22 protein-coding genes are annotated in these 18,245 nt (G+C 68.8%); 7 read left to right on the top strand and 15 right to left on the bottom strand.

Going from position 1 to position 18,245, the window contains the following annotated elements:
* Window positions 1-346 precede the first annotated feature (346 nt).
* On the top strand, window positions 347-1,024 hold the full coding sequence (locus GGR71_RS01945; RefSeq protein WP_160963874.1) for a hypothetical protein: 678 nt from the start codon (window positions 347-349) through the stop codon (window positions 1,022-1,024).
* Here GGR71_RS01945 and lptB read toward each other — a convergent pair.
* From lptB to GGR71_RS01920, 5 genes are all read right to left on the bottom strand, one after another.
* On the bottom strand, window positions 1,021-1,740 hold the full coding sequence (gene lptB, locus GGR71_RS01940) for an LPS export ABC transporter ATP-binding protein (protein WP_160963876.1): 720 nt from the start codon (window positions 1,738-1,740) through the stop codon (window positions 1,021-1,023). The two genes, GGR71_RS01945 and lptB, sit on opposite strands and share 4 nt — an antisense overlap.
* A complete protein-coding gene (lptA, locus tag GGR71_RS01935; protein WP_160963878.1) occupies window positions 1,740-2,318 on the bottom strand; it encodes a lipopolysaccharide transport periplasmic protein LptA in 579 nt (192 codons plus the stop codon). The genes lptB and lptA overlap by 1 nt, the downstream gene beginning before the upstream one ends.
* Window positions 2,296-2,862: an LPS export ABC transporter periplasmic protein LptC gene (gene lptC / locus GGR71_RS01930; RefSeq protein ID WP_048492442.1), complete on the bottom strand. Its 567-nt coding sequence runs from the start codon at window positions 2,860-2,862 to the stop codon at window positions 2,296-2,298. Before lptC ends, lptA begins: the two co-directional genes overlap by 23 nt.
* Window positions 2,859-3,407, bottom strand: a complete 549-nt coding sequence (locus GGR71_RS01925; protein WP_017910666.1) for a KdsC family phosphatase — start codon at window positions 3,405-3,407, stop codon at window positions 2,859-2,861. Before GGR71_RS01925 ends, lptC begins: the two co-directional genes overlap by 4 nt.
* A gap of 90 nt (window positions 3,408-3,497) precedes the next feature.
* Complete coding sequence (locus GGR71_RS01920) at window positions 3,498-4,499, bottom strand: KpsF/GutQ family sugar-phosphate isomerase (RefSeq protein WP_160963880.1); 1,002 nt, start codon at window positions 4,497-4,499, stop codon at window positions 3,498-3,500.
* Between the two features lie 52 nt (window positions 4,500-4,551).
* On the opposite strand from GGR71_RS01920, the gene GGR71_RS01915 reads away from it, so the two are divergent.
* Genes GGR71_RS01915 through GGR71_RS01905 form a run of 3 tightly spaced genes read left to right on the top strand, consistent with a single transcriptional unit; the run spans window position 4,552 to window position 6,425 of the window.
* Complete coding sequence (locus GGR71_RS01915) at window positions 4,552-4,794, top strand: BolA family protein (RefSeq protein WP_017910668.1); 243 nt, start codon at window positions 4,552-4,554, stop codon at window positions 4,792-4,794.
* A gap of 45 nt (window positions 4,795-4,839) precedes the next feature.
* Window positions 4,840-6,114, top strand: a complete 1,275-nt coding sequence (gene murA / locus GGR71_RS01910) for a UDP-N-acetylglucosamine 1-carboxyvinyltransferase (RefSeq protein ID WP_048492439.1) — start codon at window positions 4,840-4,842, stop codon at window positions 6,112-6,114.
* On the top strand, window positions 6,111-6,425 hold the full coding sequence (locus tag GGR71_RS01905; RefSeq protein ID WP_160963882.1) for an EF-hand domain-containing protein: 315 nt from the start codon (window positions 6,111-6,113) through the stop codon (window positions 6,423-6,425). Before murA ends, GGR71_RS01905 begins: the two co-directional genes overlap by 4 nt.
* Before the next feature lie 358 nt (window positions 6,426-6,783).
* Here GGR71_RS01905 and GGR71_RS01900 read toward each other — a convergent pair whose 3' ends face one another.
* From GGR71_RS01900 to purM, 6 genes are read right to left on the bottom strand one after another with little or no spacing between them, the layout of a single operon-like run.
* Window positions 6,784-7,467: a DUF3108 domain-containing protein gene (locus tag GGR71_RS01900; protein WP_048492437.1), complete on the bottom strand. Its 684-nt coding sequence runs from the start codon at window positions 7,465-7,467 to the stop codon at window positions 6,784-6,786.
* A gap of 2 nt (window positions 7,468-7,469) precedes the next feature.
* The gene (locus GGR71_RS01895) at window positions 7,470-8,336 is read right to left on the bottom strand and encodes a DUF3108 domain-containing protein (protein WP_160963884.1); all 867 of its coding nucleotides are present in this window, start codon (window positions 8,334-8,336) and stop codon (window positions 7,470-7,472) included.
* Between the two features lie 60 nt (window positions 8,337-8,396).
* Complete coding sequence (gene purN, locus GGR71_RS01890; protein WP_160963886.1) at window positions 8,397-9,050, bottom strand: phosphoribosylglycinamide formyltransferase; 654 nt, start codon at window positions 9,048-9,050, stop codon at window positions 8,397-8,399.
* Window positions 9,047-9,493, bottom strand: a complete 447-nt coding sequence (locus tag GGR71_RS01885; protein ID WP_160963888.1) for a hypothetical protein — start codon at window positions 9,491-9,493, stop codon at window positions 9,047-9,049. Before GGR71_RS01885 ends, purN begins: the two co-directional genes overlap by 4 nt.
* 8 nt (window positions 9,494-9,501) lie before the next feature.
* Window positions 9,502-10,131, bottom strand: coding sequence for a DUF2238 domain-containing protein (locus GGR71_RS01880; protein WP_160963890.1), 630 nt, complete (start codon window positions 10,129-10,131; stop codon window positions 9,502-9,504).
* 5 nt (window positions 10,132-10,136) lie between these two features.
* On the bottom strand, window positions 10,137-11,195 hold the full coding sequence (gene purM, locus GGR71_RS01875; RefSeq protein WP_184451593.1) for a phosphoribosylformylglycinamidine cyclo-ligase: 1,059 nt from the start codon (window positions 11,193-11,195) through the stop codon (window positions 10,137-10,139).
* A gap of 106 nt (window positions 11,196-11,301) precedes the next feature.
* Between purM and GGR71_RS01870 the strand changes: the two genes are divergently transcribed.
* Genes GGR71_RS01870 through hda form a run of 3 tightly spaced genes read left to right on the top strand, consistent with a single transcriptional unit; the run spans window position 11,302 to window position 14,299 of the window.
* Window positions 11,302-12,405 carry a DUF2066 domain-containing protein gene (locus tag GGR71_RS01870; RefSeq protein ID WP_160963507.1) on the top strand — a complete coding sequence of 368 codons (1,104 nt, stop codon included), beginning with the start codon at window positions 11,302-11,304 and terminating at the stop codon, window positions 12,403-12,405.
* Window positions 12,402-13,571 (top strand): AI-2E family transporter, encoded by a 1,170-nt coding sequence (locus GGR71_RS01865; protein WP_160963505.1) that lies wholly within the window; start codon window positions 12,402-12,404, stop codon window positions 13,569-13,571. Before GGR71_RS01870 ends, GGR71_RS01865 begins: the two co-directional genes overlap by 4 nt.
* Window positions 13,568-14,299, top strand: a complete 732-nt coding sequence (gene hda / locus GGR71_RS01860; protein ID WP_160963503.1) for a DnaA regulatory inactivator Hda — start codon at window positions 13,568-13,570, stop codon at window positions 14,297-14,299. Before GGR71_RS01865 ends, hda begins: the two co-directional genes overlap by 4 nt.
* Before the next feature lie 99 nt (window positions 14,300-14,398).
* Here hda and murU read toward each other — a convergent pair whose 3' ends face one another.
* The 4 genes from murU to GGR71_RS01840 all read right to left on the bottom strand — a co-directional run bounded on the left by murU (window position 14,399) and on the right by GGR71_RS01840 (window position 18,236).
* Complete coding sequence (gene murU, locus GGR71_RS01855) at window positions 14,399-15,130, bottom strand: N-acetylmuramate alpha-1-phosphate uridylyltransferase MurU (protein WP_160963501.1); 732 nt, start codon at window positions 15,128-15,130, stop codon at window positions 14,399-14,401.
* Window positions 15,127-16,155, bottom strand: coding sequence for an aminoglycoside phosphotransferase family protein (locus GGR71_RS01850; protein ID WP_160963499.1), 1,029 nt, complete (start codon window positions 16,153-16,155; stop codon window positions 15,127-15,129). Before GGR71_RS01850 ends, murU begins: the two co-directional genes overlap by 4 nt.
* A 73-nt stretch (window positions 16,156-16,228) precedes the next feature.
* Entirely contained in the window at window positions 16,229-16,498 is a 270-nt protein-coding gene (locus GGR71_RS01845) for a GlsB/YeaQ/YmgE family stress response membrane protein (protein WP_010344083.1), read from the bottom strand.
* Window positions 16,499-16,745: 247 nt separating this feature from the next.
* Complete coding sequence (locus GGR71_RS01840; RefSeq protein WP_160963497.1) at window positions 16,746-18,236, bottom strand: M20 family metallopeptidase; 1,491 nt, start codon at window positions 18,234-18,236, stop codon at window positions 16,746-16,748.
* Window positions 18,237-18,245: the final 9 nt, after the last annotated feature.

Raw genomic sequence — 18,245 nt, 5'->3', positions numbered from 1 at the left:
AGAATCACGCGCGCTAATCTCGACGGCTGGCGCAACTGACTACGGCTAAAACACAAAAAGGAGTTTGTATTATGGCTTTTCTTTCGAGCGTGAAGAAGCGTGCGGTACTTTACTCTGCTTTCCTGCTGTTAGGTGTGAGTGATATTGCTTCAGCGAGCAGCTCGGTTACGATTGGGGGAGTGACAACCACTTGCGATAATAGCTGTGTTGTTACCAATCTCGGCGGTGGAAACTATTCGATTTCTGATTGCTGTGGTGGTCAGATTCACACGCGATATAGAACTCCGGGAACTCCGGAGCAAAATTGATTTTATATTAGTTTTATTTTCGCACAGCCGGGGTTGCAATGAGAAAAATTTATTTTTCGGGTTGTATTTTAGTTATTGCGACCCTGGCTGTGGCGATTTGGGTTTTTGGTTGGAATACTTCTGGTTCGGAAGTATTTAATAGTACTGGCGTTTTAACAAAAAAGCATCAGGGCTATAACGCTCAGAATCCATCTGCAGTTAGCTCTGATCTGTCCTCTCCCATCCCGTCCGATAATTCGTCTGGTGGTATAAAAACAACCCGCTTAGAAGTCGGGCAGGCCGATTCTAAAAAATTCGGTGGTGAGGTGGCTTTATTGGCTGGAAACTCAATTTCCCTAGGCAAAGCTAAGGTCATTCTTGACCGAAAAAATTTCCCTGCTTTTTTGAAAGAGATTGCATCAAAATCTGTTTCTGACCCAGAGGCCCAAGAGTTGAGAAAGATATACTCTTCAACAATAGATAAGGCTGCTGGAGAGAGGCAGGGTATTAGTCGTATAGAGTTTGAATGTGGCGTTACGCTATGTGTTGGGTCTTTCGATGTTTCAGAAAGATATAATTCGCCAGACTTGGTGTCCGACGTGTTAGGGCGCTCAAATCCTGTCTATGGATTGCTCGAGACATCTGATGCTGCGGACGATGTCGTGGAAAAAAGATTTGTTTTTTCTGTTGACCCGAAGGTCAAGTCAATTTCATCAAATTGGCTTGAGGGTAATTAAAGTTTAAAGGAGTCTCCGAGATAAACTCGGCGAACCTCAGCGTTGGTCAGCAGAACATCTGGCGCCCCCTGCGCCAACACGCTGCCCTCGTTGAGGATATACGCCCGGTCGCAGATTCCCAAGGTTTCGCGCACGTTGTGGTCGGTGATGAGCACGCCGATGCCGCGCTGCTTGAGGTGGGTGACGATGCGCTGGATTTCGCCGACCGAGATCGGGTCGACGCCGGCGAAGGGTTCGTCGAGCAGCATCAGCCGCGGCTTGGCCGCCAGCGCGCGTGCGATCTCGCAGCGGCGGCGCTCGCCGCCGGAGAGGCTGGCGCCGAGCTGGTCGGCGACGTGGCTGATCTGCAGTTCGTCCAGCAGTGCCACCAGTTCGCGTTCCTGTCCGGCGTTGTCCAGATCCTCGCGCAGTTCCAGCACCAGGCGGATGTTGTCGGCGACGCTGAGCTTGCGGAACACCGACGGTTCCTGCGGCAGGTAGCCGACGCCGAGCTTGGCGCGCTTGTACATCGGCAGCGCGGTGATGTCGTTGCCGTCGAGCACGATGCGCCCGGCATCGGCGTCGACCAGGCCGACGATCATGTAGAAGCAAGTGGTCTTGCCGGCACCGTTGGGGCCGAGCAGGCCGACCACTTCGCCGGCCTCCAGGGTCAGCGCAAAGTCGCGCACCACTTCGCGCTGCTTGTAGCGCTTGCGCAGGCCTTCGGCGAGCAGCATTACTGGCCTCCTTGCTTGGTCGGCTTGGCAGGCGCCGCGGCGGGCTTGGCGCCGGCTGCCGGCGCGCCGGCCGGCGTTGCCGGGGCGGCGTTCTTCGGCTGGATCACCGTGTGCACGCGGGTACCATCGCCGCCGCCCTGCATGTTGCCGGTCTTTGTGTTGTAGACCATGCGCTGACCGGCATTGGTGCCCTTGGGTGAGGTCATTTTGTAGTTGCCCGTCAGGATTACCGTATCGTTGCCGACGGTGTAATCGATCGTGTCGGCAGTGCCATTCACGGTGGAGCCGTCGTCCATGTCCTGCTTCAGCGTGGCTTGCTTGCCATTGAGCAGGATCCTGTCGACATCGCCATTCTTGCGGAACAGGTCGGCCGTATCGGCATGCACTTCAAGCGTGCCCTGCACGATGATGACGTTACCAGCGAAGCGGCACTTGCCGTCGTCACCGCTCAAGTTGTCGCAATTGTTGGTGTCGGACTTGATATCCATCGGCTGGTTGCGGTCGGTCGACTTGGCCAGCGCCAGGGTCGGCAGCAGCAGGGCGAGCAGGGCGAGCTTAGCGGGCAGCATTCGGTTCATAACGGGTCTTGACCTGTGAAAGGAGCTTGTACTGCCGGGATTTCAGATCGACTTCGAAGCCGACGCCGGTCTGCATCATACCGGGCCTGGTCATGGTGACCGGGTCGGCGGTGCGCGCGCTGTTGGTCTGCGGGAAGACGTCCAGGCTCTGGGTACGGAAGGTGGTGGGCGGGATGCTGGGCACCTTGGGGCTGTCGCCGGCGACGTCCTCGCGCAGGCGCAGTTCGTCGCCGTTGGCGCTGACCCAGCCGGTCTTGCTGCGCATTTCCCAGTGCTGGCCGTTGGCGTCGGGCAGCAGGAACAGCGGGGTCACGATCGACATCGTCTGGTCGGCGCGGCTGCGTTCCATCTGCGGCGCGCGCAGGGTCATCGCTTCCTTGCCCTGCTTGTCCAGGCTGACGATCTCGAAGTCGCGGGCGATGTAGTCCACGCTGGCTTCGTCGGACGGATTGCGTGTCGGCTTGCTGCGCTGGTTCCAGGCCGACCAGCCGCTGATCAGCGCCCCGACCAGCAACAGCGTGCCAAGGGTGGTGCGCCAGTTCATGCGCCATGCTCCTGCAGCAGGGACGGGACGTGGCCTTGCGCGGCCAGCAGCACGTCGCACAGTTCGCGCGCCGCGCCTTCGCCGCCGCGGGCACGGGTGGTCCAGTGCACGTGTTCGGCGGTCCAGGGGTGGGCGTTGGCCGGGGCCACCGCCAGGCCGACCACGCGCAGCGGCGCCAGGTCGGGCAGGTCGTCGCCCATGAAGCAGACCTGCTCCAGGCCGATGCCGCGCTCGTCGCACAGCGCCTGCACCCCGGCGCGCTTGTCCTTGACCCCGATCTGCACCAGCAGGCCCAGCTCCTGGCCGCGCTTCTCCGCGGCCAGGCTGGGGCGGGCGGTGATCAGCGCCACGTCGATGCCGTGCCGGCGCAACTGCACCAGGCCCTGGCCGTCGAGCACGTTGAAGGCCTTGCTCTCGTTGCCGTCGCGGTCGTAGTACAGGCGGCCGTCGGTCAGTGTGCCGTCCACGTCGAAGCACGCCAGGCGGATCCGGGCGGCGCGGTCGATCAGGTCGGCGGGGAGGTCGGCCAGCGGGGAATAGGGCATGTTCGGGATATCGGGGCGGGGAGGCCGGCTTTCCAGCGGCCGGGGCCAGCGGCGTGGAGGCGCCGGCGGGCAGTGAACGGGTTCAGCCTGTTAAACCACTCTGGCGCGCAACAGGTCGTGAATGTTGAGCGCGCCAACTGCGCGGCCGGCCGCGTCGACCACGATCAGGCCGTTGATCTGGTGGGTCTCCATCAGCCGTGCGGCCTCGGCGGCGAGCTGGTCGGCGCCGATGGTCCGCGGTTGCCGGGTCATCACCTCGGCGATGCGGGTCTGGCGCACGTCCAGCGCGCTGTCCAGGGCGCGGCGCAGGTCGCCGTCGGTGAACAGCCCGAGCAGGCGGTCGTCGGCGTCCACCACCGCGGTCATGCCCAGGCGCTTGCGGCTCATCTCCACCAGCGCCTCGCTGAGGCTGGCGTCCTCGCGCACCTTGGGCAGTTCGTCGCCACGGTGCATGACGTCGGTGATGTGCAGCAGCAGGCGGCGGCCGAGGCTGCCGGCCGGGTGCGAACGGGCGAAGTCGTCGGCGGTGAAGCCGCGCGCGTCCAGCAGCGCCACCGCCAGCGCATCGCCCAGCGCCAGCGAGGCGGTGGTGCTGGAGGTCGGAGCCAGGTCCAGCGGGCAGGCCTCGGCCGGCACGCTGACGTCCAGGTGCAGGTCGGCCTCGCGCGCCAGCGTGGACTGCGCGCGCCCGGTCATCGCGATCACCGCGTTGCCCTGGCGCTTGAGCACCGGCAGCAGCATCAGGATCTCGTCGGACTCGCCGGAATAGGACAGCGCCAGGACCACGTCGGCGTCGGTGATCATGCCCAGGTCGCCATGCCCGGCCTCGCCCGGGTGCACGAAGAACGCCGGGGTGCCGGTGGAGGCGAGGGTGGCGGCGATCTTGCGCGCCACGTGGCCGGACTTGCCCATGCCGGTGGCGACCACGCGCCCGCGCGAACCCAGGATCAGCCGGCAGGCGGCGGCGAACTCGGTGCCGATGCGGGCGCCGACCGCCGCCAGCGCGGCCTGTTCGATCTCGACCACGCGACGGCCGCTGGCGACCAGGCCGGCGTCGTCGGGCGTCGCGGGAGACAGGGGCGATACATCCATGCGGGTGCCGGTCGGAGGGTAGAATGGCCGATCATTTTAGGAGGAAAGCCCGGTGGACGCCGAAACCATCCGTAAACTCATCGAGGCCGGCCTGCCGGACGCGCAGGTACAGGTGCAGGGCGACGACGGCGTGCACTTCGAGGCCACCGTGGTCAGCGCCGCCTTCGCCGGCAAGCTGCCGCTGGCGCGTCACCGCATGGTCTACGCCACCCTGGGCGAGCTGATGGGCGGCGCGATCCACGCGCTGGCCCTGACCACCCTGACTCCCGAGCAGGCCGGGCGCGCCGCCGGCTGAGCCGCTGCGCGTCCGTTTTTCCCTTTCTCTTCCCCCACGAGACCCATGGCCAAAATCGTAGTGACCGGCGGCAACGCGCTGCACGGTGAAGTGAACATTTCCGGCGCCAAGAACGCCGTGCTGCCGATCCTCTGCGCGACCCTGCTGGCCGATGCGCCGGTGGAGATCACCAACGTGCCGCAACTGCACGACGTGATTACCACGGTGAAGCTGCTCGGCGAACTGGGCGCGGAAGTCACCATCGACGAAGGCACGCTGGCGCGCGGCAGCGCCATCACCGTCGACCCGCGCAAGGTCGATCAGCACGTCGCCCCGTACGAGCTGGTGCGCACCATGCGCGCCTCGATCCTGGTGCTGGGTCCGTTGCTGGCCAAGTTCGGCGCGGCCGAAGTGTCGCTGCCGGGCGGCTGCGCGATCGGCTCGCGGCCGGTCGACCAGCACATCAAGGGCCTGCAGGCGCTGGGTGCGGAGATCAGCGTCGAGAACGGCTACATCAAGGCCAGCAGCAACGGCCGGCTGAAGGGCGGCCGCTACGTGTTCGACATGGTCAGCGTCACCGGCACCGAAAACGTGCTGATGGCCGCGGCCCTGGCCGACGGCACCACCGTGCTGGAGAACGCGGCGATGGAGCCGGAGGTCAGCGACCTGGCCGACTGCCTGATCGCGCTGGGCGCGAAGATCGAAGGCGCGGGCACCTCGCGCATCGTCGTGCACGGCGTGGAGCGCCTGTCCGGCGGCCGCCACGCGGTGCTGCCGGACCGCATCGAGACCGGCACCTTCCTGGTGGCCGCGGCGATGACTGGCGGCAGCGTCACCGTGCGCCGCGCGCGCGCCGACACCCTCGACGCGGTGCTGGACAAGCTCACCGAGGCCGGCGCCAGCATCGAGACCGGCGAGGACTGGATCCGCCTGGACATGCACGGCAAGCGCCCGCGCGCGGTCAGCCTGACCACCGCGCCGTATCCGGCGTTCCCCACCGACATGCAGGCGCAGTTCATGGCGCTCAACTGCGTGGCCGACGGTGTCGGCGTGATCAACGAAACGATCTTCGAGAACCGTTTCATGCACGTCAACGAACTGCTGCGCCTGGGCGCGGACATCCAGATCGAAGGGCACACCGCGATCGTGCGCGGCAGCGAGCGGCTCAGCGGCGCGCCGGTGATGGCCACCGATCTGCGCGCCTCGGCTTCGCTGATCCTGGCCGGCCTGGTCGCCGACGGCGACACCACCATCGACCGCATCTACCACCTGGACCGGGGGTACGAGAACATCGAGGAGAAGCTGGGGGCGCTGGGCGCGTCCATCCGGCGCGTCGCATGATCCTCAGCGGCCGCTTCAGCCGCCGGCGCAAGGTGCTGCTGGCGATCGTCGTGGTGCTGCTGGCCTGGGTCGGCTATGCCTGGTACACCGGCATCGCCATCACCCAGGGCATCGAGGAGCGCGACATGGACTGGAACGGCGACGGCCAGGTCACCCGCGACGAGATCTGGCAGTCGTTCTACGCGGTCGGCGTGAGCCGCACCCAGAACGGCCCGCGCGAGTGCAGCACGTTCTACTGGCGCAGGACCGGCGCGCAGATCCGCGTGGATTGCCGCACCACTTTCAAGGCCGCGCCGGCGGAGAAGAAGTAAGTGCGTGGGGCAGGGCGCTGCATGGGCGGCGCCCGCGTCAGCAAGGCACGTCGGTCGCCGTGCTCCGATGTTTCATGGAGAGGGCTCGACGCGCGCCTTGGGGGTTTGCTGCAAATCGCCGGCCGGTTTCCGCAGGACGATGCGCATCCTCGCGTCGGGGCTGAAGCCCCTCCCACATGGGGACACTGTGCGCTAGGGGACTGCTGTTGCGGTTCCCCAATCCCGGCTCACCGGGTCGCGGCTGAAGCCGCTCCCACATGGGAACCGCCACGCGCGGGGAGCCGCTTTTGCGATTCCCCAATCCCAATTCCCCATTCCCACGGCGGAACCGCCGTCGCGATTCCCCAATCCCGGCCCCTCAGCGCAACGACTTGATGGTCAGGTCCAGCGCGTCCTGGCCGTTCTCGCGCTGCAGGATGCGCACCGGCACCGGCATGTCCGGCACGATCCAGGCAATGATTTCCTTGGAGCCGTCGGTGCGGCTGACCTTGGTCGCCTGCTCGGTCTTGCCGTTGACGGTGACCGCTTCCTTGCCGGCGACGCGGTAGGTCATCGGCTTGGCGCGGCCCTCGTCGACCATGCGGTAGCTCGGGGTCTTGCCGGCGTTGACGTCGCGCGCGATCGCCAGGTTGATCAGCAGCGCGTCCATGTCGCCCGGCTGCAGCTTCACCGGGCCGCGGCGGTCGGGCTTGAGGTCGCCGCCCCAGGTCGCCTGGCCGGTGCTCCAGTCGTAGTTGGCGGTCACCGCCTTCTTCTTGATCAGGAACACCGAGCGGTCGTCGCTGCTGAGCGGACGCAGTTGCCCGCCCTTTTCCTCGAACACGGTGCTCTGGCTGAGGTCGGCGACCTGGTTCTTGATCGCCAGGCTGTAGCGCCAGCGGTCGCTGCCTTGCTTGGCCAGGGTCATCACGCCGTTGGCCTGCATGCCCATGTAGCTGGCCTGGTAGTCCGCGGTGAACGGCTCCAGGGCCAGAGCGGGCAGGCTGGCCGTGGCCAGCAGGGCGGCGGCGAGGGCGGTCAGCGGGCGGGCGATGCGGGTCATGGTCAGGCTCCTTGGTATTCGGTCAGGCGCAGGTCGATGCGGTCTTCGCCGTCTTCGCGCTGCAGGATGCGCACCGGCGTCGGCACGCCGTTGGCGATCCACAGGATGGTCTCATTGCGGCCGCCGTTGGTGCGCGACACCCGCAATGCGTCGTAGCTGATATCGCCGACCTGCACGGTCTCGGTCTGGTCGGCGGCGCGGTAGACATGTTCGCGGACCCGGCCGACGTCGACGAAGCGGTAGGTCATGGTCTTGCCCGGCTGCGCGTCGCGCATCAGCGAGAGGTTGAGCAGCAACGCGCTCTGGTCGCCGGCCTGCAGCGGGATCGGCGCCTGCCGGTCCTTCTTCAGGTCGCCATCCCAGCGCGCCACGCCCTGTTTCCAGTCGTACACGCCGGTGACCTTCTTGCCGAAGAACACGGCCTTCTTGACCGTGCTCTGGCTCTGTGGGACATAGCGGCCGTCCTGCACGGTGAACACCGTGCTCTGCTCGATGTTCAGGCCGAGGATGCTGGCGAAGCCGCTGCGGCCGTGCACGCCGAGGTCGACCCGCCACTGGTCGCCGCCGGTATGCACCACGTCCATGCGCGCGTCGCCGGCCGGCTTGCCCTTGTACAGGGCGTCGTAGGTGGCCACGAACGGCTGCAGTGGTGGCGGCGTCCAAGCTTCTGCCGGCAGCGCCGGCGACGCTGCGGCGGCCGGCGCAGGTGTAGGCGCAGGTGTATTGGTGGCGGGCGTGATCGGAACGGGAGCGGTCTGCGGCGCCGGTTGCGCGGCGGGCGCCGGCGCGACCTGCGCAGCGACGATGGGCGCCAGCAGGCCGAGGCCGGACGCGACGAGGAGGGCGAACGGACGCGGAGCGAGCTTCATGGGTCGGCTGGCGTGGGCGGAGGGGAGAGGGGAGGAGCCGCGGAAGGTGCGGCAGCGCATTCAGGGAAGCAGCACGTCGTCGCAATCTAGGCGCAGCGGACTAAACCGGCACTGACCGTCCAGCCAGACCTTGCCGTCCCGTTCAGCCAGGCGACCCGCGGCGGCCAGCTGCAGCACCGCGCACAGCAGCCGGTGTTCGCGCGGCAGCAGGCGCTGCGCCAGGTCGTCGGGAGCGTCGCCGGCCTGCACCGGCACCCGCACCTGCGCGATCACCGCGCCGGCGTCCAGTTCCGGCACCACGAAATGCACGCTGGCGCCGTGCTCGGCGTCGCCGGCCGCCAAGGCCTGGGCATGCGTGTGCAGGCCGCGGTACTTGGGCAGCAGCGAGGGGTGGATGTTGAGCAGGCGCCCGCCGAAGCGCTGCACGATGCCGGCGCCGAGAATGCGCATGTAGCCGGCGCAGACCACCCAGTCCGGATGTGCCGCGGCGACGGCGTCGCCCAGCGCCTGGTCGAAGGCGGCGCGGTCGGGGAAGGTCTTGGGCCGCGCCGACCAGCGCCGCTCCGGCGCCACCATCGCAAGCGCAGGCGCCTCGGGGCGATCGCTGAACACGCCGACCACCTCGGCATCCAGGGTGCCGGTGGCGATCGCGGCGAGGATGGCCTGCAGGTTGGAACCGCGGCCGGAGGCGAGCACAGCGAGGCGAAGCGTCATCGGGCAGGGTCCCGGAACAATGCGGCGACGGCGCGGCGTTGCAGCGTCAGCAAGGTAGCGATGCCCAGCGCAGTGCCCAGTGGGAAGCCGAAGCAGGTGATCACGGCGCCGGCATAGCACAGCCCCAGCCGGCGACGCTGGCGCAAGGCGCGCGCAAGCAGCACCTTGAGCACCAGCGAGAGCAGGCCGAAGCCAAGCAGGATCGACAGCATCACGATCGCGATGACGCCGCTCTGGGCCTGGTCCGGGCTCTGACCGACGGCGTTGAGCCGCGCTTCCTCGCGCATGCCGTAGGCCAGGACGGCGCCCACCAGCAGCGCCACGAAGAACTGCAGCCCGGCCATCACCGCGTACAGCCGCGCCAGGTTGTCCAGGTCGGTGGTGGCGCGCGCCACGTCGGCGGCATGGCCGCCGGAGACGGGGAGGGGCGGTGGCAGCGACATCGTCGGTCTCAGCGCGGCGTGGAAGAAGGCGCGGGCGTCGTGCGCCGCCACGGCCAGGCGCTGGCGCAGCCCAGGGTGGCCAGCAGCATGTCCATGTGCGCATCCCAGGGATCGCCCTGCTGGCCGTTGTAGGACTCGGCCTGCTGCGGCGACAGCAGCAGTGCGATCAGCCATTCCAGCCATTCGTAGACCAGGCTGGCGCACATGATCGCCATCGTCGCCAAAACGAAGGCCTGCCGCGCCGACAACGCCGGCCAGCGCTGGCGCGCGTGGTCGCGCAACGCCGGCGCGAAGCACACTCCGAACAGCAGGTGGATCAGCCGGTCGGTGTGGTTGCGCTGCCAGCCGAAGGCCGCGCTCGGCGACCAGCCGCCGGTCAGCGTGCGCAGCCAGTGATCGTAGGGCACATTGGAATACAGCCAGTGCGCGGCGACGTTGTGCACGCTGATGAAGACGCAGATGGCGGCGAAGTGGCCGGTGCGCAGCGGCCAGCGCCGGTCGTGCCAGACCAGCCAGGCCAGGCCCAGCACCGCCAGGGAGCTGTGCATGGCCTGTTCCGCCGGCCATAGCGGCCGCACCCAGCTGGCGGCGAACACCACCAGCGCCAGCGTCAGCCAGGCGCGCTTGGCCGCCGCCATGCGGCTCAGCCGATGTGTACGCGTTCGCCGGCGTCCGCGGCGGCCACCACCGCGCCGATCTGCCAGTGCGCCAGGCCGAGGCTGTCCAGGCTGCGCTCCAGCGCGGCCACCTGCTCCGGCGCGGCGACCAGCACGAAGCCGATGCCGCAGTTGAAGGTGCGCCACATCTCGCTGTCGGCCACCGCGCCTTCGCGCTGCAGCCACTCGAACACCGGCGGCAGGGTCCAGGCGCTGGCGCGGATGTCCAGGCCCAGGCCATCCGGGATGACCCGGATGATGTTCTCGGTCAGGCCGCCGCCGGTGATGTGGGCCATGGCGTGGATGCCCTCGCCCTGCTCGCGCAGCAGCGACAGGATCGGCTTGACGTACAGTGCGGTCGGCGCCATCAGCGCGTCGGCCAGGGCCACGCCGCCGACCTGCAGCGCGTCCGGGCGCCCGGCGCGGTCGTAGATGCGGCGGATCAGCGAGTAGCCGTTGGAGTGCGGGCCGGAAGAGGCGATGCCGATCAGCACGTCGCCCTGGCGCACCCGGGCGCCGTCGAGCAACTGCGACTTCTCCACCGCGCCGACGGTGAAGCCGGCCAGGTCGTATTCGCCCGGCGGGTACATGTCGGGCATTTCCGCGGTCTCGCCGCCGATCAGCGCACAGCCGGCCAGTTCGCAGCCGCGGGCGATGCCGCCGACCACCGCCACGGTGGTCTCCACGTCGAGCTTGCCGGTGGCGAAGTAGTCCAGGAAGAACAGCGGCTCGGCGCCCTGCACCAGCACGTCGTTGACGCACATGCCGACCAGGTCGATGCCGATGGTATCGTGGCGGCCGAGCTGCTGCGCCAGCTTCAGCTTGGTGCCGACGCCGTCGGTGCCGGACACCAGCACCGGCTCGCGGTACTTGCCGGACAGGTCGAACAGCGCGCCGAAGCCGCCCAGCCCGCCCATCACCTCGGGGCGGAAACTGCGCTTGACCAGGGGCTTGATGCGTTCGACGACGGCATTGCCGGCATCGATGTCGACGCCGGCGTCGCGGTAGGTCAACGGGGCGGCGGCGGGGGGCTGGGAAGTGGTCACGGGCGGCGGGGTCGGCGGAAAGGCGGCGATTTTAACAGGCCGCATTGGCGCTAGGCCCGCATTCGGGCAACAATTCGCCCCGGATACGCCGAGTACTGGACCCTTCATGCGCCGCAGCCTTGCCTTCCTCCTGTCTTTCGCACTGTGCCTGCCCGCCGCGAGCGCCCTGGCCCAGGCCGAGTTGCGCACCGAGGGCGACGTGGCCGGCGCCACCGGCCCCTACGACGCCGAAGTGCCGGTCAACAGCCAGAGCGAGGCCGACCGCAACGGTGCCCTGTCCCGCGCGCTCGGCGTGGTGCTGGGCAAGATCTCCGGCGACAAGGGCGTGATGTCGCGGCCCGGGGTGACCCAGGCGCTGCGCAACGCCAAGAACCTGGTCGATACCTTCGACTACCGCCAGGACCAGGGAACCTCGCCGAGCGGCGCGCCGACCTTCCGCACCATCCTGGTGGCGCGTTTCCGCCCGCAGGACGTGGACGGCCTGGCCGCGGCGCTGGGCCTGCCGGTGTGGCCGCAGCCGCGGCCCAAGCCGGTGGTGTGGCTGGCCATCGACGACGGCAGCGGCCCGCGCCTGGTCGGCGTGCAGCAGTCCAACGCCGCACGCAGCCTGCTCGACCGCGCGATCGAACGCGGTTTCCGCCTCGGCCTGCCCACCGGCAGCGCCGCAGAGCAGGCCCTGGCCGGCGCGATCTGGCGCCAGGACACCGCCGCGGTGGCCAGCGCCTCGTCGCGCTACAGCCCGCCGATGCAGCTGATCGGCAAGCTCTACCGCGGCAAGGCCGGCGGCTGGACCGCGGACTGGACCTTCGTGGACGGCGGCAAGGTGCTGTCGACCTGGTCCTCCAGCGACGCCGATGCGCGCCGCGCCATGGCCAGCGGCGCCGACGGTGCCGCCGACGCCCTGGTCAAGCGCTATGCCAAGGCGGTCAGCGCCGGCCCGGCCGGGATCTACCGGGTGGTGATCACCGGCATTCGCAGCGCCGACGATTATCTACGCGCCTCCGCCGCGTTGCAGAACGCCTCGGTGGTGCGGCGCATCGTGCCGATCCGCGCCGATGGCGATCGCCTGGAACTGGATCTTGACCTGCTCAGCGGCGTGTCCGGGCTCAACCGCATGCTCGGCCCCGACGGCGCGCTGCAGCCGGTGGTCGCGCCAGTCGAGGGTCCGGTGATCCTCAACAGCGAGCCGACGGAGTACCGCCTGAAATGACGCTGTCGCCCGAAGCCGAGATCGCGCTGTTCCTGCGCCGCCTGAAATGGGCGGCGGTGATCGTCGGCGTGCTGTGGGTGGTGTGGCTGCTGGCGCCGATCCTGACCCCGTTCGTGCTGGCGCTGCTGCTCGGCTGGCTCGGCGACCCGCTGGTGGACCGCCTGGAGCGTGCCGGGCGGTCGCGCAACATGGCGGTGACCCTGGTGTTCGTGCTGATGGTGCTGCTGCTGGTGCTGGCGCTGGTGATCCTGGTGCCGATGCTGGAGCGGCAGATCGTCACCTTTATCGACGTGTTGCCGCAGGCGCGCGACTGGTTCATCGGCACCGCGATCCCGTGGGCCGAGCAGAAGACCGGGCTGGAACTGATGACCTGGCTGGACCCGGAGCGGCTGATCGACTGGATCCGCGGACACTGGCAGCAGGCCGGCGGCGTCGCCGCGACCTTCTTCGGCTACCTGTCGCGCTCGGGCTTCGCGATGGTGACCTGGGTGGTCAACCTGGTGCTGCTGCCGATCCTGACCTTCTACTTCCTGCGCGACTGGGACCTGCTGGTCGCACGCGTGGCCGCCACCATCCCGCGCAACCACGTCGGCACGATCACCCGCCTGGCGCAGCAGTCCAACGAGGTGCTGGGTGCGTTCATCCGCGGCCAGTTCCTGGTGATGCTGGCGCTGGGCGTGATCTACGCCGGCGGCCTGACCCTGGTTGGCCTCAAGCTCGGCCTGCTGATCGGTATCGTCGCCGGCCTGATCAGCTTCATTCCGTACCTGGGCGCGACCACAGGCATCCTGCTGGCGGTGCTGGCCGCGCTGGTGCAGGCCAAGGGCTTCGACCTGCAGTTGCTGATCCTGGTCGGCGTGGTGTTCACCGTCGGCCAGTTGCTGGAGAGCTACGTGCTGACCCCGCGCATCGTCGGCGACAAGATCGGCCTGCATCCGGTGGCGGTGATCTTCGCGGTGATGGCCGGCGGCCAGTTGTTCGGCTTCCTCGGCATGCTGCTGGCGCTGCCGGTGGCGGCGGTGGCCAACGTGCTGCTGCACTACCTGCACGAGCAGTACCGGCAGAGCGACCTGTACGCGGGCGAGAAGTCGGCGATCCTGCTGGACACCGTCACCGAGCGCACCACCATCATCGAACTGCCGCCGCGCAGCCCCGATCAACCGTGAGCGTGCCGCAACTGCCGCTGGCCTTGCGCTATCCGCCGGAGCAGCGCCTGGATCGCTATCTGGGCGCGCCGGACGGGCTGCTGGCGCAACTGCAGGCGGTCGCCGACGGCGCCGCCGACGACTGGGTCTATCTGTCCGGTCCCGCCGGCACCGGCAAGACCCATCTGGCCCTGGCGCTGTGCGCGGCGGCCGAACAGGCCGGGCGCAGCGCCGCCTACCTGCCGCTGCAGGCCGCCGCCGGCCGCCTGCGCGATGCGCTGGAGGCGCTGGAGGGCCGCGATCTGGTCGCGCTGGACGGCCTGGAAGCGATCGCCGGGCAGCGCGAGGACGAGGTGGCACTGTTCGATTTCCACAACCGTGCGCGCAGCGCCGGGGGGACCCTGCTGTACACCGCGCAGGCCATGCCCGACGGCCTGGCGCTCAGCCTGCCGGACCTGCGTTCACGGCTGTCGCAGTGCACCCGCATCGCGCTGGCGCCGCTGGACGACACCGGCCGTGCCGCGGTGCTGCGCGAACGCGCCCAGCGCCGCGGCCTGGCGCTGGAAGACGCGGCGATCGATTGGTTGCTGACCCATACCGGACGCGACCTGGCCGGCCTGATCGGCCTGCTGGAGCGCCTGGACCGCGAATCGCTGGCGGCGCAGCGGCGGGTGACGGTGCCGTTCTTGCGTAGGGTGTTGGGAGAGCCAGGACCCGGGACCCGGGACCCGGGACCCGGGAAAAGCTAAGAAGCCGGGACCGGGACCCGGGACCCGGGGCCCGGAAAAGCGGACATCTCAGCTCGCGCAGAACATGCTCGCAACAGGAATACTGCGGAGGCCCGGAACTCAGCTCTTCCCGGGTCCCGGGTCCCGGGTCCCGAGTCCCGGCTCTCCCTGCAATTCAGCCAGCCGCTGCGGCGTGCCGACGTCGGTCCAGCGGCCGTCGTGCCGCAGACCGTGGATGTGGCCCTGTTCTGCCTGCGCGCGCAGCAGCGGCACCACCGAGAAGCGGGGCGGCGCGCCGGGCGCGGTGGGTGCTGGCGCCGCGATGGTCTGCCAGTCGCGCAGCAGGGCCGGGCGGTACATGCCGATGCCGGCGTAGGTCAGCAGCGGGTCGCCGGCGTTGTGCACGCGGCCGTCGTCCTGCAGGGCGAAATCGCCGTGCGTGGCGTAGGCCGGTGGGTCCACCAGCACCAGTTGCGCCAGGCCCGGCGGTTCGGGCGCCAGCCGGGCGAAATCGAAATCGGTCCAGATGTCGCCGTTGACCAGCAGGAACGGCGCCTCGCCGAGCAGCGGCAGCGCGTGCAGCATGCCGCCGCCGGTTTCCAGCGGCGTGGCGCCTTCGTAGGAATAGGCGATGCGCAGCCCGAACGCGCTGCCGTCGCCAAGCGTCTGCGGGAACTGTTCGGCCAGCCACGAGGTGTTGATCACCACCTCGCGCACGCCCAGTGCGGCGAGCTTGCGCAGGTGCCAGACGATCAGCGGGGTGCCGCCCACCGCCAGCAGCGGCTTGGGCGTGTGCGCGGTCAGCGGACGCATGCGCTCGCCGAGGCCGGCGGCGAAGATCAGTGCCTTCATGCGCCGGCCGCCGCGCGCTGCGCCAGGGCCGGCTTGATCCGCGTCTGCAGCAGCTGCGCCAGCGGCTGCAGGCTGGGGTGCCGCGGCAGCGCCTCGTCGAGGTAGGCGATGAAGCGCGGCACGTTGTCCAGGTACCAGGCCTTGCCGTCGCGGTAGTTGAGCCGCGCGAAGATCCCCAGGTTCTTCAGGTGGCGCTGCACGCCCATCCACTCAGCGTCGCGCAGGAACTGCGCCAGCGGCGGCACCGGGACCCCCGCCTGCAGCGCCCGCGCGTGGTAGCCGGCGAGCCAGGCGTCCACCCGAGCCAGCGGCCAGCTCACCGTGGTGTCCTTGAACAGGCTGACCGGGTCGTAGGCCACCGGGCCGACCACGCAGTCCTGGAAATCCAGCACCGCCGGACCGTCGGTTGCCGGCATCAGGTTGCGCGGCATGAAATCGCGATGCACCAGCACCTGCGGCTGGGCCAGCGCGTTGTCCATGAGCTGGCGCTGCACCCCGTGCAGGGCGGCGCGCTCGTCGTCATCCAGGGCGATCCCCAGGTGGCGCTGCAGGAACCAGTCCTCGAACAGTCCGGCATCGCGCTGCAGCAGCGCCTCGCCGAACACGCCCATGCCCGGCAGCGGCGCAATCGCCTGCAGGCGCAGCAACTGGCCGAGCGCGGCGTCGAAGTGCGCGTCCGCCGTGCTCGCGTCCAGGCGCTGCGCCAGGGTCGGTTGCCCGAGGTCTTCCAGCAGCAGGAAGCCGGCCTCCGCGTCCTGCGCCAGGATCGCCGGCACGCGCACGCCGCCGTCGTGCAGCAGGGCGTGCATGCGCAGCCACGGCCGCACGTCTTCCAGGTCCGGCGGCGAATCCATCACGATGCGGCTGATGTCGCGACCATGGCTGCGCCAGTAGCTGCGCTGGCCGGCATCCACCGAAGCACGCTCCAGCGTCGCCTGGGCATCGCCCAGGGCCGCGCGCGCCCAGGCCAGGCGGTGCGCGGCGCGTGCCGCAAGGACATCGGGAACGGTCGGGCTGGCGTTCATCGGCAGGCTGCGGCGGAAACGAGCCGCACAGCGTAAACGGGCGCCGCCGCCGTGGCGAGCGGCGCCACGCGCCTCAACGCTTGCTGGAGAACAGCCGCAACAGCGCGAGCAGGGCGATGGCGCCGAGCAGCGCGCCGAGGAAGCCGGCCGGCTCGCCGCGGCTGTACCAGCCCATGTAGTGGCCGAACCAGCCGGCCAGCAGCGCGCCGGCGATGCCCAGCAACACGGTGAACAGGCAGCCGGAACGCCCGCTGCTGGGGCCGAGGAAGCGCGCCAGCAGGCCGACCACGAAGCCCACCAGGATGATGTAGAGCCAGCTGTCGCTGCCGAACAGAGTGTGCATGGAAAGCGTTCCGAGCGCGGAGGGAGAGATCAGCGCCGGATCGTGCCAGATCGACTGTGATGGCGTCGATGCTTGGGTGCGCGGCGCAAGCGGCAGTCCATGGGGCTGGCCGCTCGCGCTGCCCAGCGGTCACGCCACGGAGAGGCATCGCATCTGAAGCGACGCCTCTCCAGCAGTAAACCCGGGTAGTCAGGTACTCAGGAAGCCGGCTTCGCCAATCCCCAATCCCGATTCCCCACTCCCGGCCTCAGCAGCACCCATGCCCGCCATGCTGCTCGCCGCCGGCCACCGCCGCGCTGCCGGTGGTCTCGCCGCGCAGGCTGGCGGCATGGTGGGCGGCGATCACCCGCGACACGCAGGCGGTGACCCGCTTGCCCATCGGGATGTGCAGGAACTCGTTGGGGCCATGCGCGTTGGAATGCGGGCCGAGCACGCCGGTGATCATGAACTGCGCGCCGGGGAACTTCTCGCCGAGCATGCCCATGAACGGGATCGAGCCGCCTTCGCCCATGTACATCGCCGGCTTGCCGAACGCCGCCTGCGAGGCCGCTTCGATCGCGTCGTTCAGCCACGGCGACTGCGCCGGCGCGTTCCAGCCGGAGGAGGACTTCTCCAGCGCCAGCGACACTTCGGCGCCATACGGCGGGTCGCGCAGCAGCACCTCTTTCAGCAGTTCGCCGGCGCGCTTGCCGTCCAGCGTCGGCGGCAGGCGCAGCGACAGCTTCACCGCGGTCTCCGGGCGCAGCACGTTGCCGGCCGAGGCCAGCGGCGGCAGGCCGTCGGCACCGGTCACCGACAGTGCCGGGCGCCAGGTGCGGTTGAGCACCAGCTCGGACAGATCCTCGTGCATCGGTCGCATGCCGGGCAGGAACGGGAACTTGCTGTAGACCTCGTCGCCCAGCACCTCGGCGACCTTGCGCGCCTGCGCCAGCCGCTCCTCGGGGACGTCGGCATACAGGCCCTCGACCTTGATCTTGCCGGTGGCCTCGTCCTCCAGCCGCGACAGCAGGTCGCGCAGCACGCGGAAGCTCGACGGCACCACGCCGGAGGCGTCGCCCGAATGCACGCCCTCGCTGAGCACCTTGACGCTGAAGTTGCCGCCGGCCAGGCCGCGCAGCGAGGTCGTGCACCACAGTTGCTCGTAGTTGCCGCAGCCCGAATCCAGGCACACCACCAGCGACGGCTTGCCGATCCGCGCCGCCAGGTGGTCGACGTAGGCGGGCAGGTCGTAGCTGCCCGATTCCTCGCATGCCTCGATCAGCACCACGCAGCGCGCGTGCGGGATGCCCTGGTCCTGCAGCGCCTGGATCGCCGCCAGCGAACCGAACAGCGCATAGCCGTCGTCGGCGCCGCCGCGGCCGTACAGGCGGTCGCCCTTGAGCACCGGCGTCCACGGGCCCAGGTCAGGGTCCCAGCCGGTCATTTCCGGCTGCTTGTCCAGGTGCCCGTACAGCAGCACCGCGTCCTCGCCGGTCGCCTCGCTGCTCGCCGGCACCTCCAGGTAGATCAACGGGGTGCGCCCTTCCAGTTGCACCACCTCCACCTGCAGGGCGGGGATCGCCTGGGCCCGCGCCCAGCGCTCCATCAGCGCCACCGCATCGGCCATATAGCCATGTGCGACCCAATCGGCGTCGAACATCGGCGATTTGTTGGGGATGCGGATGTAATCGACCAGTTGCGGGACGATGTCGTCATCCCACTTCTCGCTCAGGAAACGGTCGATCTTGGCACTGTCCATGAAAAAACT

The sequence above is a fragment of the Xanthomonas sp. F1 genome (assembly GCF_014199855.1).
The sequence above is the reverse complement of the archived record's forward strand: the minus strand, read 5'-3'. Positions and strand labels throughout refer to the sequence as shown.

Excerpts from the sequence above, each read along its gene's own strand:
- GGR71_RS01945 (WP_160963874.1), top strand. The coding sequence starts at position 347 with ATGAGAAAAATTTATTTTTCGGGTTGTATTTTAGTTATTGCGACCCTG.
- lptB (WP_160963876.1), bottom strand. The coding sequence starts at position 1,740 with ATGCTGCTCGCCGAAGGCCTGCGCAAGCGCTACAAGCAGCGCGAAGTG.
- lptA (WP_160963878.1), bottom strand. The coding sequence starts at position 2,318 with ATGAACCGAATGCTGCCCGCTAAGCTCGCCCTGCTCGCCCTGCTGCTG.
- lptC (WP_048492442.1), bottom strand. The coding sequence starts at position 2,862 with ATGAACTGGCGCACCACCCTTGGCACGCTGTTGCTGGTCGGGGCGCTG.
- GGR71_RS01925 (WP_017910666.1), bottom strand. The coding sequence starts at position 3,407 with ATGCCCTATTCCCCGCTGGCCGACCTCCCCGCCGACCTGATCGACCGC.
- GGR71_RS01920 (WP_160963880.1), bottom strand. The coding sequence starts at position 4,499 with ATGGATGTATCGCCCCTGTCTCCCGCGACGCCCGACGACGCCGGCCTG.
- murA (WP_048492439.1), top strand. The coding sequence starts at position 4,840 with ATGGCCAAAATCGTAGTGACCGGCGGCAACGCGCTGCACGGTGAAGTG.
- GGR71_RS01905 (WP_160963882.1), top strand. The coding sequence starts at position 6,111 with ATGATCCTCAGCGGCCGCTTCAGCCGCCGGCGCAAGGTGCTGCTGGCG.
- GGR71_RS01900 (WP_048492437.1), bottom strand. The coding sequence starts at position 7,467 with ATGACCCGCATCGCCCGCCCGCTGACCGCCCTCGCCGCCGCCCTGCTG.
- GGR71_RS01895 (WP_160963884.1), bottom strand. The coding sequence starts at position 8,336 with ATGAAGCTCGCTCCGCGTCCGTTCGCCCTCCTCGTCGCGTCCGGCCTC.
- purN (WP_160963886.1), bottom strand. The coding sequence starts at position 9,050 with ATGACGCTTCGCCTCGCTGTGCTCGCCTCCGGCCGCGGTTCCAACCTG.
- GGR71_RS01885 (WP_160963888.1), bottom strand. The coding sequence starts at position 9,493 with ATGTCGCTGCCACCGCCCCTCCCCGTCTCCGGCGGCCATGCCGCCGAC.
- GGR71_RS01880 (WP_160963890.1), bottom strand. The coding sequence starts at position 10,131 with ATGGCGGCGGCCAAGCGCGCCTGGCTGACGCTGGCGCTGGTGGTGTTC.
- GGR71_RS01870 (WP_160963507.1), top strand. The coding sequence starts at position 11,302 with ATGCGCCGCAGCCTTGCCTTCCTCCTGTCTTTCGCACTGTGCCTGCCC.
- GGR71_RS01865 (WP_160963505.1), top strand. The coding sequence starts at position 12,402 with ATGACGCTGTCGCCCGAAGCCGAGATCGCGCTGTTCCTGCGCCGCCTG.
- murU (WP_160963501.1), bottom strand. The coding sequence starts at position 15,130 with ATGAAGGCACTGATCTTCGCCGCCGGCCTCGGCGAGCGCATGCGTCCG.
- GGR71_RS01850 (WP_160963499.1), bottom strand. The coding sequence starts at position 16,155 with ATGAACGCCAGCCCGACCGTTCCCGATGTCCTTGCGGCACGCGCCGCG.
- GGR71_RS01845 (WP_010344083.1), bottom strand. The coding sequence starts at position 16,498 with ATGCACACTCTGTTCGGCAGCGACAGCTGGCTCTACATCATCCTGGTG.
- GGR71_RS01840 (WP_160963497.1), bottom strand. The coding sequence starts at position 18,236 with ATGGACAGTGCCAAGATCGACCGTTTCCTGAGCGAGAAGTGGGATGAC.